The 13023-nt window shown below is 67.8% G+C and carries 14 protein-coding genes; 7 read left to right on the forward strand and 7 right to left on the reverse strand.

Translation table 11 applies throughout. The annotated features are described in order from the left end of the window. The first annotated feature begins 18 nt into the window (after positions 1-18). Positions 19-582 (forward strand): PadR family transcriptional regulator, encoded by a 564-nt coding sequence (locus ACZ6DL_RS04765; RefSeq protein WP_466049003.1) that lies wholly within the window; start codon positions 19-21, stop codon positions 580-582. Positions 583-619: 37 nt separating this feature from the next. On the opposite strand, the gene ACZ6DL_RS04770 is transcribed toward ACZ6DL_RS04765, so the two are convergent. The 7 genes from ACZ6DL_RS04770 to ACZ6DL_RS04800 form a co-directional block, all read right to left on the reverse strand. After that, the gene (locus ACZ6DL_RS04770) at positions 620-1597 is read right to left on the reverse strand and encodes an NAD-dependent epimerase/dehydratase family protein (protein WP_466049005.1); all 978 of its coding nucleotides are present in this window, start codon (positions 1595-1597) and stop codon (positions 620-622) included. Positions 1598-1636: 39 nt separating this feature from the next. Then, positions 1637-1783: a hypothetical protein gene (locus tag ACZ6DL_RS04775; protein WP_466049006.1), complete on the reverse strand. Its 147-nt coding sequence runs from the start codon at positions 1781-1783 to the stop codon at positions 1637-1639. Positions 1784-1876: 93 nt separating this feature from the next. Continuing rightward, entirely contained in the window at positions 1877-3259 is a 1383-nt protein-coding gene (locus tag ACZ6DL_RS04780) for an ABC1 kinase family protein (RefSeq protein ID WP_466049008.1), read from the reverse strand. 95 nt (positions 3260-3354) lie between these two features. Then, a complete protein-coding gene (locus ACZ6DL_RS04785) occupies positions 3355-4620 on the reverse strand; it encodes a PucR family transcriptional regulator (RefSeq protein WP_466049010.1) in 1266 nt (421 codons plus the stop codon). Between the two features lie 409 nt (positions 4621-5029). Further along, the gene (locus ACZ6DL_RS04790; protein WP_466049011.1) at positions 5030-5659 is read right to left on the reverse strand and encodes a TetR family transcriptional regulator; all 630 of its coding nucleotides are present in this window, start codon (positions 5657-5659) and stop codon (positions 5030-5032) included. A gap of 185 nt (positions 5660-5844) precedes the next feature. Next, complete coding sequence (locus tag ACZ6DL_RS04795; RefSeq protein ID WP_063052280.1) at positions 5845-6222, reverse strand: VOC family protein; 378 nt, start codon at positions 6220-6222, stop codon at positions 5845-5847. A gap of 250 nt (positions 6223-6472) precedes the next feature. Then, positions 6473-7198: a TetR/AcrR family transcriptional regulator gene (locus ACZ6DL_RS04800; RefSeq protein ID WP_466049013.1), complete on the reverse strand. Its 726-nt coding sequence runs from the start codon at positions 7196-7198 to the stop codon at positions 6473-6475. A gap of 82 nt (positions 7199-7280) precedes the next feature. On the opposite strand from ACZ6DL_RS04800, the gene ACZ6DL_RS04805 reads away from it, so the two are divergent. The 6 genes from ACZ6DL_RS04805 to ACZ6DL_RS04830 all read left to right on the forward strand — a co-directional run bounded on the left by ACZ6DL_RS04805 (position 7281) and on the right by ACZ6DL_RS04830 (position 12860). Continuing rightward, positions 7281-7991 (forward strand): DUF2306 domain-containing protein, encoded by a 711-nt coding sequence (locus ACZ6DL_RS04805; protein WP_466049014.1) that lies wholly within the window; start codon positions 7281-7283, stop codon positions 7989-7991. Continuing rightward, positions 7988-8890, forward strand: coding sequence for a hypothetical protein (locus ACZ6DL_RS04810; RefSeq protein WP_466049016.1), 903 nt, complete (start codon positions 7988-7990; stop codon positions 8888-8890). The genes ACZ6DL_RS04805 and ACZ6DL_RS04810 overlap by 4 nt, the downstream gene beginning before the upstream one ends. A gap of 141 nt (positions 8891-9031) precedes the next feature. Beyond that, entirely contained in the window at positions 9032-9868 is an 837-nt protein-coding gene (locus ACZ6DL_RS04815) for an NAD(P)H-binding protein (protein ID WP_466049017.1), read from the forward strand. Positions 9869-10031: 163 nt separating this feature from the next. After that, positions 10032-10457 carry a nuclear transport factor 2 family protein gene (locus tag ACZ6DL_RS04820; RefSeq protein ID WP_466049018.1) on the forward strand — a complete coding sequence of 142 codons (426 nt, stop codon included), beginning with the start codon at positions 10032-10034 and terminating at the stop codon, positions 10455-10457. Positions 10458-10496: 39 nt separating this feature from the next. Continuing rightward, positions 10497-11369: an alpha/beta hydrolase gene (locus ACZ6DL_RS04825; protein WP_466049020.1), complete on the forward strand. Its 873-nt coding sequence runs from the start codon at positions 10497-10499 to the stop codon at positions 11367-11369. 546 nt (positions 11370-11915) lie between these two features. After that, entirely contained in the window at positions 11916-12860 is a 945-nt protein-coding gene (locus ACZ6DL_RS04830; RefSeq protein ID WP_466049021.1) for an aminoglycoside phosphotransferase family protein, read from the forward strand. Positions 12861-13023: the final 163 nt, after the last annotated feature.

Below are 13023 nucleotides of genomic sequence, written 5' to 3' on the forward strand. Positions count from 1 at the left end.
CGGTGCTAGCCTGGGTGGATGGCGCTACGTAACGCGGTGTTGGCCGCCCTGTTGGAAGGCGAGGCGTCCGGCTACGACCTGGCCAAGGGGTTCGACGCTTCGGTGGCGAACTTCTGGATGGCCACGCCCCAGCAGCTGTACAAGGAACTGGAACGCATGGCGGCCGACGGTCTCATCGAGACCCGGATCGTTCACCAGGAGCGCCGCCCCAACAAGCGCCTGCACGCGATCACCCCCGCCGGGCGGGCGGCGCTGCACGAGTTCGTCGCCGAGCCCGCCAAACCGACCGCCATCCGCGACGAGATGATGGTGAAGGTCCAGGGCATGGACGTCGAGGACGCTGCGGCGGTGCGCGCCACGGTGGCCGAGCGCCTGGACTGGTCGAAGGCGAAGCTGGCGCGATACGAACGGCTGCGCACCCGGCTGCTGAACGGCCGCAGCGAACAGGCGTATCTCGCCGAGGCCGAACGAGTCGGCCCGTATCTCACCCTGCTGCGTGGCATCTCCTTCGAACAAGAGAACGTCCGCTGGGCGGAGTTCGCCCTGTCGGTGATCGACCGGCGGATGGCCGCGCACGCGTAGCGATCCGCGACGACGTCCGGACGCCGGACCGCGCGGCTCAGCGGGCGGCGGCGAGTGCCGCGAGGGTCTCCGCGGAGGTATGCGCGGGCTGCCAGCCGAGCTGCCGCTTCGCGCGGCTGGTGTCCATGACCACGGGAGTGCGGACGATGTGCAGCCATTCGAGCGTGGCGGGCATGAACGGGAGGCGGGCGAGGGCGGCGGACGCGGCGGTGGCGGCGACCGCGGGAACGCGCACCGGCCTGCCGCCCAGCGCGGCGACCACCTCGGACAGCGTGAGGGTGCCATCGCCCGCGATGTTGTAGGCGCCGGGCGGCGCCGCCGCAGTCGCGGCCAGCGCGATGGCGGCGGCCACGTCGTCGTGGTGGACGAGTTGCAGTGGGTGGCCCGGGTCGGGAATCACCGGTTTGAACAGCGGGTTCGAGCGGGCCAGAGTGCGCAGTGGGCCGGGAAGTTTCTCCCATGGCAGGTCGTGCAGAGCCGGCGCTTTCGGTCCGGCCACGATGCACGGCCGCAACACGAACACCTCGAGACCGGAGCCGGCGGTGATCTCGGCGAGCGCCGCCTCGCACGCGGCCTTCTGCTCGGAGTAGTAGTGCTCGGGCGAGCCATCGGGCGGCACGTCTTCTGTGATGGGGGAGGGATTACGCGGGTGGTAGCCGTAGGCGGCGACCGAGGACGTGTAGACCAGGCGGCGGACCCGCTCGGCGGCCACCGTCGCCTCGAAGACATTGCGGGTGCCCGCGAGATTCACCCGCGCGCTCTCCTCCCGCGAGCCCATGATCACGAACGCCAGATGGATCACCACGTCGGCATCCGCGACCAAGGCATCCATGGCGGCTCGGTCGAGGATGTCGCCCTGCCGGTACTCGGTCTTGGTCCAGCCGTGTGCCGCGGGGTCGAACGGCCGGCGGGCCATTCCGAGGATCCGGTCGACCGTCGGGTCGAGTTCGAGTGCGGAGACGGCGGAGATGCCGATCTCGCCGGTCGGCCCGGTGACGGCGACAGTGATACCCATGCGGTCGGAATTCCCCGGCCGCGGTGGGTGAAACCGTGCTCAGTCGGGTGGTTCGACGGTGCCCGCCTCTTCGTTCACGTCCTCGTTGTCGGGGGTTTCGCGGGTCTCCAGGTCCAGGTCGTCAGGGTGGGAAGTGTCGGTCTGGTCGCCCAGTTCGGGTGCGTTCTTGTTTCCGGGTTCGGTCACGCCCGTGGGCTACCCATCGGCGTGGACTTCACGCGGAGTGCGCGCGCATATCCGTTGGGTGCCGTACGCGGCGCGGGTCCAATGCCGTGGGGGTCACGCTCGGTGTTCCCGGTCGCGTTGCCACTGCTCGATCGCCTGGCCGATGTCGGTGGTGGCGGGCTCGTGGTAGAGCCACTCCCGCGCGAGTCGATGCCAATTGTTGGTGACGTGGAGCTGGCCGAGCGCGGCGAAGGTGAACAGGTCCGCGCGGCGGGAGAAGACGTGCTCGGCCGGGAGTAGTTGGTGGCGCATACCTTTGAACTCGGCGGCTCGCGGGTCGATGGCGAGGATGACCGCGCCGGTGGCGATCTCGGGGGTGACGGTGATCGGTTCGTCGAGCAGATGCCATCCCGCGGCGGCCCACACATAATCCAGGCATTCCTGTGTGGTGACTCCCGCGTCCGGGTCGATGATGCCGCGTCCGACCCAGGCGTCGTACAGGTCTCGTGCGCGGTGTTCACCGGCGGCCCGCAGACACGCGCGCTCGAAGTCCACGTGCACGGGGTCCATGTGGTCGTAGAGCCCGAAATCGACGAACGCCAGCCTGCCGTCGGCGGCGAGCAGGATGTTGCCCGGATGCGGGTCGCCGCAGAACTCGTTGTCGCGGAACAGCGCACTGATGTAGAAGCGGTAGATCAACTCGCCGAGGCGATCGCGATCGGCGGCTGGCAGTGATCGAATCCGCTGGAAATCACCGCCCTCGACGTACTCGGAGACGAGAACGCTTCGCGTGCAGTGCTCTTCGATGCTGTCGGGAACGGTGATGAAGGGGTGGTCGCGGTAGCGCATCGCTACCCGGTGCTGGGTCCGGGCCTCGCGGGGGTAGTCGAGTTCGTTGCCGATGTTGCGGGCGATCTCGTCCAGCACGGCGGTGTCGGCCGCGCTCGGCAGGACGGTTTTCCACAGCTTGCTGAGCACTTCCAGATTGCGCATGTCCGCGTGGATCGCCGCGTCCACCCCCGGGTATTGCACCTTGACCGCCACGGTGCGTCCGTCGTGTAACCGGGCCCGATACACCTGCCCGATCGACGCCGCGGCGATCGGTGTCTCGTCGAAGTCGGCGAACACGCGCCCCAACGGCCCGAGGTCGTCCTCGATCACCTGCTTCATCGCGGCGAACGGCACGACCGGCGCGCGATCCCGCAGTTCGGCGAGCTTGGTGCGAAACAGTTCACGGTGCGATTCGGGCACGAGGTCGACCTCGAGGACCGACAGCATCTGCCCCAGCTTCATCGCCGCGCCCTTCATGGCGCCGAGCACCGTGACGAGTTGCTGCGCCGTCTGCAACGTCGAGCGCTCGGCGAGAACCCGCCGGGCTTCCTCGGTTCTGCCGATCATCGACAGCCGGGTCCCGACCCCGCGTGCCGCCTGGCCGGCGGCCAGGCCGCCGAGGCGGCCACTTCTCGCCAGGCGACCTTTGGGTACCCGTCCGGCCACCGCATGCACCTCCATGAGCATTCGTGCCGCCGATGCCGCACGTCCGTATTCTTCGCAGCCCGACCGCCGCTCGCCGACCGGTGGCGGGTGCTTCTTCAGGCCGGGCGGCGGGTGCCGGCCGGTACCTCGCTCGGAAGGTCGCTGACGGCCGAGGCGATGAGCGCCGACCGCAGATACCACAGGCCTCTGCCGTCCGCGGGGTCGAAGCCGGTGAGCTGCGCGATGCGCCGCAGCCGGTAATCGACGGTGTTCGGATGAACATGCAGTCGCCGCGCGGTGCGCAAGCGGTGCATGCCCGTGTCGAGATGAGTCCGCAGGGTCTCCAACAGCTCCGGATGGTCCATCAGCGGGGCGAGGTGTGTGCGGAGCTGGTCTCGACCGACGCCGGGGCGGGTCAGTTGATAGTGCAGCGCCAGCTCGGGGAACCTGTACAACCCTGGTCCACGTCCCAGTTGTTGCACCGTGTCCAGCAGTTCGTGCGCTTGGACAGCCGCGGCGGAGACCTCGTCGGGACCGGCGCACACGACGCCGGCGGTGACCGGCACCTGCGCGGCGCCGGAAAGTGTCGCGACGACCTTGTCGAGGTCTATGTCGTCGCCGGGATCGCCGGGCCGGGTACCGGGAATGAGGATGGTTCCCCCGTCGACCGACAACAGCGACAGTGCTCGGTCATCGAACAGGCCCGCGAGAGCGGCCTGGAGGCGGCGGAGTTTGCGCCGCGCGACGACCTGGCTGTCGAGCCGGGGACGGGTTTCGTCGGGATGCGCGGGCACGGCGAGGGCGAGCACGAAATATTGGTCGGCGAGGGGTATTCCGCATTCGCGGGCCATCGCGGATGTCGCGTGCCCGCCCAGCAGCGCCGAGGTCAGGGTGTGCACCGCGGTGTGGTGTTCGGCGGCGATGGCCTTGTATTCGCGGACGTAGGCTTTGCTGACCGTCGACGTCAGTAGATTCAACAGCTCCACTACGGTCGCGGTGCCGGTGGAGATGTCGATGCGATGCGTGGATCCACGCTCGCCGAACAGCAGGCCGAGCCCGAACTTGAACCCCACGTGAACCGCGTGCAGGACGGCGTCGACCGGAATCCCCTCGCGCGCCCATCCGGCTGCGGCGACCTGCAAACAGTCGATGCGGTCCGGCACCGCCTGCCCGTCCAATCGCTGGATGGCCCACTGCATGCACGCACGGACCACCTCGGCGACGTCGGCGCCGACCGCGCCACCCGGCCGCGTGCGGCAGGGCGCCACCGTCTCGGCGACGTGTGCGACCACTTCGCGGGCGAGTCGGTGCACATCGTGCAGCGGCCGGATGACCGGCTGCCCTTCCGGATCGACCGCAGGGTGAGCGATGTCTTCGATCATCACGTGTGACCTCCTTGCCACCGCACATGCGCGGCCACGTCCAAGCTCGAACCGTCCCCGCAGGAGCAATCGTGCTGCGCCTCGGCGTTACCGGTTGTTCACCTCGTCATCAAACGGTAATCCGAGTCCTCGATCAGTTACTACTCCGCTTTCGTCGAGCCGACCGATGACCCCAAAACAGCTCTGAACAGGAGAAACTGGAATGCGGCTGCGGACTGGGGAGTGTTCCGGAGCTAAAGCATGGTGACCCGCTCACTTTTCTCACACCGCACGGAACGTCGTGGACAGCTCCGTTGTCCCATCGGTGATGGCGAAGTGCCGCCCCAGTGCGGTCCTCGAACGGCAGGCGACCGCGCAATGCCATATGCGGCAGTCGGTGAAAATCGTCGCCGTGCCGCGCAGGCATCTGTCACACGGCGGTAACCCTGGTTTCGGCCTCGAGCCAGGCGCCGATCATCCGTCCGGTCATCTCGATTGCCTCCGTGCGGGCATGACTGTCCACATCCAGGGCCGACGCGCGTAGGACCGCCGCGAAGCCGGTGTTGATGAAGACGAACGTCATCACGTCGTACTCGTGATCGTCTCCCGGGCCCAGAATTTGGATCAAAATCACCTTGACCAGCAGACGCAGCCGCGGCTCGAACTCCGGGATACCACTGCTGTAGAACTGCACTCCACCGACCAGCGCGCGAACCAATTGCGCGTTCGCGACCAGTTCCCCGGTGATCACCTGAAGGACATCGATGACGATCTGCTGGATCGATCTCTCCGACAAGTTGAACACCTGCTGCGTGAAGCGCCGCTCGATGGTCTCGAGCAGCCGCTCGAGCAACTCCTCGACCAGGACGGCGCGATCGGCGAAGTAGCGGTAGACCGTCCCGATGCTGACACCGGCCTCCGCCGCGATCCGGTTGGTCGAGGTATTGGCGATACCGCGCTCGCCGAACAACCGCGCGGCCGTATCGAGAATGTGCTCCCTGGTCGCCTTCGCACGCTCCTGCGTCGGACGACGGCGCTGACCGACAGTCTTCGGCGGCATCACGCTCTCCTGCTGATCATGAAAATGAGCAACGCTCATGTTACTGACCGTCAGCGCCTCCGTCGGCGTAACGACGAGGTGGATCCGCAATCTCCGCAATGCCACGCGGAATCCGATGCAGCCGCCGCCGCGACCCCGGCCGGGCGAAACGCAAAGCGCGGGGTCGCAACGATATCGGCGGCAGGTCACAGATATGGCCGGGTGATCATCTCGATTCCGTGCCCGGCGGGGTCGCGGAAATAGACTCCGCGTCCGCCGTGTTCGGTGTTGGTGGTGCCCGGCCGCTGGAAGAACGGGTCGGCCGCGTGCTCGATACCCCGCTCACGCAGCTTGCCGTAGGCCCGTTCGAACAGCTCGTCGTCGACGAGGAAGGCGTAGTGCTGCATCTGGATGTCCTCGACCGGTGGTTCGGCGAACTGCAGCAGCACCCCGTCCTCGCAGAGCAGGTTGGTGAACACTCCCCACGAGGGGGCTTCGGCGAACTCGAAGAGGTCGCGGAAGAACGCCGCGGACTCGTGGCGATCCTTCGCCGCGATGATGGTGTGGTTGAAGCGTGCGGGCATGATTTCTCCTGTCGTGAGCGATCTGTGCAGCGTGTGATCATCACGACGGAGGTGGGGCCCGCGCACCGGCGCGAGGTCCTCGATCGAATGGCTGGTTCGGGCCGTGGACGGCCCGAACGGCGCTCAGAAGAGCGCCGGGTAACCAATCCGTGTGTGGCGCAATGCCGTCCCGGTAGTCATCGCCGAACAGCGTAGCCCATCGGGCGAAGCCGGCCAAGCCTCCGGTTCCCCGGAAGGAGAGCGTGCGGGATCACTCGCGCAGGAGCGCGGCGATGCCGTCGAGCAGCGCCGCTAGCCCGAATGCGAACACTGATCCTGCCCCGGCGTCCGCGCCACGGTCGTCCGGCGAGCCCGCGGCGGCGACCGCCGCCAGGGCGGGAAACCGATCCGGCCCGCCGAATTCGACGAACACGGCCGGATCGAGCACCGGCCCGGTGTGGCCGGCCGTGTCGCGCCCGAGGCCGGGATCGATCTCGAGCCGGGTCACCCCACTGGTGAACGCGCTGACCGATAACAGCGCCTCGGTGACGACCGCCAGGGGCAACCCGCCGTCCAGGAGGGCGCGCATGGCGGCCTCGCCCCAGGCGGCTTCATTCGGTCCCATGAACCGATTGCCGGTGCCGACCACCAGCACCCACGGATGGCGCAGGTACAGCTCCCTGGTCGCGCCTGCCCATTGTCGCAGCGCCGCTCGCCAGTCGTCGGCAGGCAACCGGGGCGGGTCACCCATCACCGCGTCGAACATCAGCGAGACCAGGTCGTCCTTGCTGGGCACATGCCGGTACAGCGACATGGTCGCCGCGCCCAGCTGCTTGGCGACACGCTGCATCGACAGCGCCCCGATCCCATCCGCGTCCGCCACCTCCACGGCCGCGGCGACGATGCGGTGGAGGGTGAGAGCCGGTTTCGGCCCCCGGCCGGTCGGCCGGTGGCCCGACCACAGCAGCCGTGCCACCGGTGGCAGTTCATCGGTCACAGTCCCTCCTTATTGCGTATGGCATACGCTACGCGTAGCTTGTACGCAGTACTTGTCGTCTCGGCTTCCCGGATGGTCCACCATGAGTATTCCGACCCGCCAATCGCCTCCCCCCGTTCCCGCGCCGCCCCGCAGAACCTGGTGGCAACGACCGTGGACGGGACCGCTGCTGGTTCTGGTCTGCGCCTTCGTCGCGTTCTCTTTGCCGCCCTATCTCACCTTCGACCGCTCACTGTCCCGAGTCCCCGATCCTGGCTTCGCGCTGCACTACCCCCTGCTGGTGGCCCATGTCGTCTGCGGTTCGGTGGCGATCCTGGTCTGCGGCTTCCAGGTGTGGCCGTGGTTTCGCCGGACCTATCCCGGACTGCACCGCGGCTTGGGCCGCGTCTATGTCGTCGCCGGGGTACTGCCCGCCGGGCTGATCGGTCTGGTGATCGGGGCGACGAGCCCGTTCGGACCGGTCGCCCGGGTCAGCAACGTGATGCTGTCGGTCCTGTGGCTGCTCACTACGATCGCAGGCTGGCGGATGGCCCGCCGCCGTCGATTCGGCGACCACCGCCGGTGGATGATCCGTAGCTTCGCGCTGACCCTGTCGATCGTGCTCAACCGCGTCCTGGGGGCGATTCTCTTCCTCGTGTTGGATCCCCGCCTCGACACGACCTTCCACGGTGACGAGACACTGCTCGTCCAGACCATCGCAGGCATCGGCACCTGGCTGGGATGGACGCTGTCGCTGCTGATCGCGCAGTGGTGGCTGGAGCGGCGGCCCCGACCGGTGAGTCAGCCGCGATGACCCTGGACCGGTTGGGGCTGACCCCCGACCAGGAGCGGGTGTACCGGTTTCTGCTCCAAGAGCGCAACCGCACGGCGGCGCTCGCACCGGCCGATCACCTCGTGCTCGGTGAACTGCGGCAGCTGGGCCTGCTGAACGACGATCTGTCCGCGGTGTCTCCCGTCACGGCGGTGGACGTACTGGTCCGCAGGCGGCTGAGCGAGGCGCAGCGACAATTCGCCGAACTCGGCGCCGCCTGGGACGCCCTGCGGGAATGGGGGGAGGAACACCGCACCGGCAAGCCGGCGGGGACCGTCGAATTCTTGCCCGGCGGTGCGGAATCCGGGCGGCGCATCCAGCAACTGCTGGCCCGGCAACCGGATGAGTTGCTGTCGATCCAAGCCGATCCACGCCACAGCCCCTTCTGGCGCGTACGAGCTGGATACGAGCGTCAGCTCGCGGCCGGTCTGCGCAGCCGGGTGATCTTCCCGATCGATGCCATGGAAGATCCCGCCCAGGTGGCGCACGCCAGGCGCCGCCACTCCCTCGGCGATCTACACCGGGTGACCACCCAGCAGATCGGTCCCCTCGCGATCGTCAATCGCTCGGTGGTCTTCGTCGCGGCCGGGCCGGGCGAGGACGTGATACAGATCCGCCGTACCAGCCTGGCGCGGTTGCTCGTCGGCGTCTTCGACCGGATGTGGGCGCTCGCGCACGACGTCGCCGAACCACCTTTCTCACCAACGGAATTGCGTGTCCTGCACGCGCTGACCTGCCACGACACCGATGAATCGGCCGCGCGATCGATCAACATCTCGGTCCGCAAGTTCCGCGCGCATGTCGCGGCGGTGATGGACAGGCTCGGCGCCCGAACCCGGTTCCAGGCTGCCCTGCTCGTCAAGGAGAAGGGCTGGATCTGAGGCTGTGCAGCTTCCTGCACCCCGCGGTGCAGCGACTGCTCTTCAAGTGCGACGGTGCGCTGGGTGAAGCTGGGGTTCGCGGGGGCTATCCCCTGGTGGGGCCCGCGTGAGACGGGCTGTGGGTGGAATGAAGGAGGAGCAGTGATCCTGGTGACCGGTGCGACCGGAAATGTCGGCTCGGAAGTGGTGGCGGCGGTGCGCCGGGCCGGGCAGCCGGTGCGGGCGCTGGTGCGCGACATCGACGGCGTCGCGCTGCCGCCCGGAGTGACGGCGGTATCCGGCGACCTCGACGCGCCCGACACCATGTCCGAGGCTGTCGACGGGGCGCGGGCGATGTTCCTGCTGCCCGGCCACGCGAACCTGTCCGCACTGCTGGAACGAGCGAAATCGGCCGGGCTGCAACACGTTGTGTTGCTGTCGAGCGGATCGGCCGAGCTGGTGGATTCGGCCAATGTGGTCGCGCGCTCCATGGCCCGGTCCGAGCAGGCGGTGCGGGAGTCGGGGCTGGCGTGGACGTTCCTGCGGCCGCGCTCGTTCATGTCGAACGCGTTCCGCTGGCTGCCCCAGCTCGCGGCCGGTGACGTCGTCCGCGTGCGGTTCCCCCGGGTGCCGGTCGCGGCGATCGACCCGGCCGACATCGCCGCCGTCGCCGCGCGAGCGCTCACCGACGATGCGTTCGCTGACCGGATCCTGGACCTTACCGGCCCAGCGGCCCTGCGCCCCGCCGACCAGATCGCCATCCTCGCCGAAGTACTCGACCGTCCCCTGGTCTGCCGCGAACTGACCGACGACGAGACCCGCGCCGAACTCGCGGCCACCCTGCCCCCGGAGTACGCCGCGGCCTTCGCCGACTTCTATCTCGACGGCTCACTCGACGAGTCACAGGTCTACCCGACCGTCCGGGAGGTAACCGGACACGAACCGCGCACATTCACCGACTGGGCTGTCGCGCACACCGCCGCGTTCGCTACCGACTGAGGGAAGGATGTCGGACGGGGCCATTCAAACAATTCGCCGGTAGCGGCACCGCGGCCCTCCGCGTCAGGCCACCGAAGGTCGCCGCCCCGATTGCAGCTTCCTGCAGCACACTGTGCAGCCGGTGCTCTACCAGCCGGGCCGGCCGGACGGAGAAGCTGAGCGCATGGATCGTCTCGATGTCATCGACACCTGCACCCGCATGGCCTGGTACACCGATCACCGTGAATGGGACGCCCTCGCAGGCATATTCGCCGAGAAGGTGACGCTCGACTACACCAGTCTCAACGGCGGACAGGCGGTCACCCTGACACCCGGCCAGATCGTCGCCGCTTGGCGGGACACCTTGGGCGGCTTCGCTTCGACCCAGCACCTGCTGGTGAACCATCTGGTCGACATCGACGCAGACAGTGCGATCTGCACCGCGTCGTTCCAGGCGACCCACCGCAAGGCCGAGGCGTTCGGTGCGTCGCTGTGGACCCTGGGTGGCAGCTACCGGTTCGACCTCGTCCGGATCGAGGGCGCCTGGCGCATCCGCGGGGTGGTGATGACCGCCGTGTGGGGCGACGGCAACCGCGGACTCCTGCCCTGACCCACCCTGATCTCGTCGTACGGAAAGGAAGACGAACTGATGAAGGTCGAATTCGACAGCGCCGGTGTGAAACTCGTCGGCAACCTCTTTCTGCCGGACACAACGGGGCCGGTGCCCGGCGTGGTGGTCGCCGGAACCTGGACCAGCGTGAAGGAGATGATGGCCGACCGCTACGCCCGGAGGCTGGCCGAACGCCGCTATGCCGCACTGTCTTTCGATTTCACCGGGTTCGGTGAATCCGGCGGGAAACCGCGCGACGTCGAATCGCCGGACCGCAAGATCGCCGATATCGGTCACGCGGTGGACTTCCTGGCCGCGCACGCCGCGGTCGACGCGGACCGGATCGGCGCACTCGGGATCTGCGCGGCGGCGATGTATATGTCCGGCACCGCCGCCCACGATCCGCGCGTACGATCGCTGGCGCTGGTCGCGCCCTGGCTGCACGACGCCGCCGTCTGTGCGCAGGCCTACGGTGGCGCGGACGAGGTCGCGGCCAAGATCGCGGCGGGCCGCGCGGCACGGACGCGGTTCGAGGCCTCTGGTGCTATCGAGTACGTGCCGGTGGTCGGCAGCGCCGAGGACGGCGCCGCCATGCCCTATCGGATCGACTTCTATCTCGACCCGGCTCGCGGTGGGATTCCGGCCTGGCCCAATCGGTTCGCGGTCATGTCGTGGATCGATTGGCTCACCTACGACTCGATCGCCACCGCGCCGAAGATCACCCAGCCCACCGTCCTCGTGCACAGCGAGGACGCCGCGATACCCGAGGGCGCTCGCCGGTTCCACGCCGGGCTGGCCGGTCCGAAGGACTTCTTCTGGACGCAGGGCACCCAGTTCGACTTCTACGATCAGGAACCCCAGGTGACGGTCGCCGTCGACACGGTGGCGGCGCACTTCGGCCGGACGCTGTGACCTGCCTCCGGGCGGCGCCGCCCCATTTCTGAGCCGGCCGGGCCGGCGTGGCCCTACTGCTCGTCGAGGACGACTCGGAACCCACCGCATCCCGGTCAGGCCCGAGTGGTCGAGTGTCTCGCAGTTGCCGGGCGCACGGGCGTCGGTCGGATGCGGTCCGAGCCAAGTGTGGGCGGGATAGATTCGAATGGTCAACTGTTTGAGCGATCAGATGGTAGGCACGAATACCCCTGAACGAGCCCCGAACCGCCGCAGACCGGTTCGGGGCTTATTCGGATTCCGAAGCCCTTGCGGCTACCAGATCCAAGCCTATTTCGCCGCTGGATGAAACCGCCGCATACGCGCCGTGCGCTATCTGACCGAACTGGCGTCTTCCCAGACCGCACGGACGGCATCGGGATCGAGGATCAGCCCCCGTTCGGTGGCCGCTGTTGAGTGCATTACTCGATGGCTGCGCTATTCGTCGGGCTTTGACGTGCCGGGGTTCCGGAACGTGGTGATCGGCGCGTGGCAATTCTGTTGTGGTGCGGGCAGCCTGGACCAGCGGTGGAAATTGTGTTGCCGAGGGTGATGGTCGAGGTCGAGGATGACGTGGTGGGTGACGTTCCCTTCGATGGTCGCGCTGGGATCGACACCGTGCTGGTCGAGTGCCTGATCAGGACGCAGTTTCCGCAGTGGGGTGGTCTGCCGGTGTCGCCGGTGCCGGTGGACGGCTGGGACAACCGCACCTACCGATTGGACTCGGACATGTCGGTGCGGCTGCCGACCGCGGCAGCCTATGCGCCGGCGGTGGAGAAAGAGAGTGTCTGGTTGCCTCGACTGGCGCCGGTGCTGCCGATCGCGATTCCCACGGTGCTCGCCGTCGGGACTCCCGGGTGTGGATACGCGTTCTCGTGGTCGGTGCGTGACTGGCTGCCTGGCCACACCGCCGACAGGGCCGCCATCGCAGACATGACCGGATTCGCGATCGATGTCGCTGAGTTCATTCGTGCGCTGCAGCGATGCGATGTCAGCGGTGCCCCGTCGGCCGGCGCGCACAGCTTCTTCCGCGGTAGCCACCCAGCGCATTACGACGAGCAGACTCGACGTTGCCTGTGGACGTTGAGTGGACGCGTTGATGTTCGACGAGCTACCGAGATCTGGGATTCCGCTCTAGCGACGAAGTGGAACGAGACCCCGGTGTGGTTCCACGGTGACATCGCTGCTGGCAACCTCCTGATCTCCGGTGGGAAATTGACGGCGGTCATCGACTTCGGGACATGCGGTGTCGGCGACCCCGCATGCGATCTGGTCCTGGCCTGGACGATGCTGTCGGCGGACAGTCGCGCGACGTTCCGCCGGGTGCTCGGCCACGACGACGACACATGGGCGCGGGCGCGAGGCTGGGCCCTGTGGAAGGCCTTGCTCACTCTGACCGAGGCCGCCGACGACCCCGAGCGGGAGAGATCCAGTTCGCGGATCCTCGAGGAGATCCTGGCCGACGATCAGTAGCGGGCACCTGTAGATGTTGCGTCGCTGTCTTGCGGTTGCGTGGTTCCCTGTGGAAGTACAGCTTCCATCCGTTCTCCCGCAGGATCCAGATCGAGCTGCGTGCGGCTGTTCTTTCTGGACTGCGTGTTCTGTAGGGCAACAAGATCACGTTCGGTGCCAGGCG

Source organism: Nocardia sp. NPDC041819 (assembly GCF_055590505.1).

Excerpts from the sequence above, each read along its gene's own strand:
- ACZ6DL_RS04820 (WP_466049018.1), top strand. The coding sequence starts at position 10,032 with ATGGATCGTCTCGATGTCATCGACACCTGCACCCGCATGGCCTGGTAC.
- ACZ6DL_RS04770 (WP_466049005.1), bottom strand. The coding sequence starts at position 1,597 with ATGGGTATCACTGTCGCCGTCACCGGGCCGACCGGCGAGATCGGCATC.
- ACZ6DL_RS04765 (WP_466049003.1), top strand. The coding sequence starts at position 19 with ATGGCGCTACGTAACGCGGTGTTGGCCGCCCTGTTGGAAGGCGAGGCG.
- ACZ6DL_RS04785 (WP_466049010.1), bottom strand. The coding sequence starts at position 4,620 with ATGATCGAAGACATCGCTCACCCTGCGGTCGATCCGGAAGGGCAGCCG.
- ACZ6DL_RS04825 (WP_466049020.1), top strand. The coding sequence starts at position 10,497 with ATGAAGGTCGAATTCGACAGCGCCGGTGTGAAACTCGTCGGCAACCTC.
- ACZ6DL_RS04810 (WP_466049016.1), top strand. The coding sequence starts at position 7,988 with ATGACCCTGGACCGGTTGGGGCTGACCCCCGACCAGGAGCGGGTGTAC.
- ACZ6DL_RS04805 (WP_466049014.1), top strand. The coding sequence starts at position 7,281 with ATGAGTATTCCGACCCGCCAATCGCCTCCCCCCGTTCCCGCGCCGCCC.
- ACZ6DL_RS04790 (WP_466049011.1), bottom strand. The coding sequence starts at position 5,659 with ATGCCGCCGAAGACTGTCGGTCAGCGCCGTCGTCCGACGCAGGAGCGT.
- ACZ6DL_RS04795 (WP_063052280.1), bottom strand. The coding sequence starts at position 6,222 with ATGCCCGCACGCTTCAACCACACCATCATCGCGGCGAAGGATCGCCAC.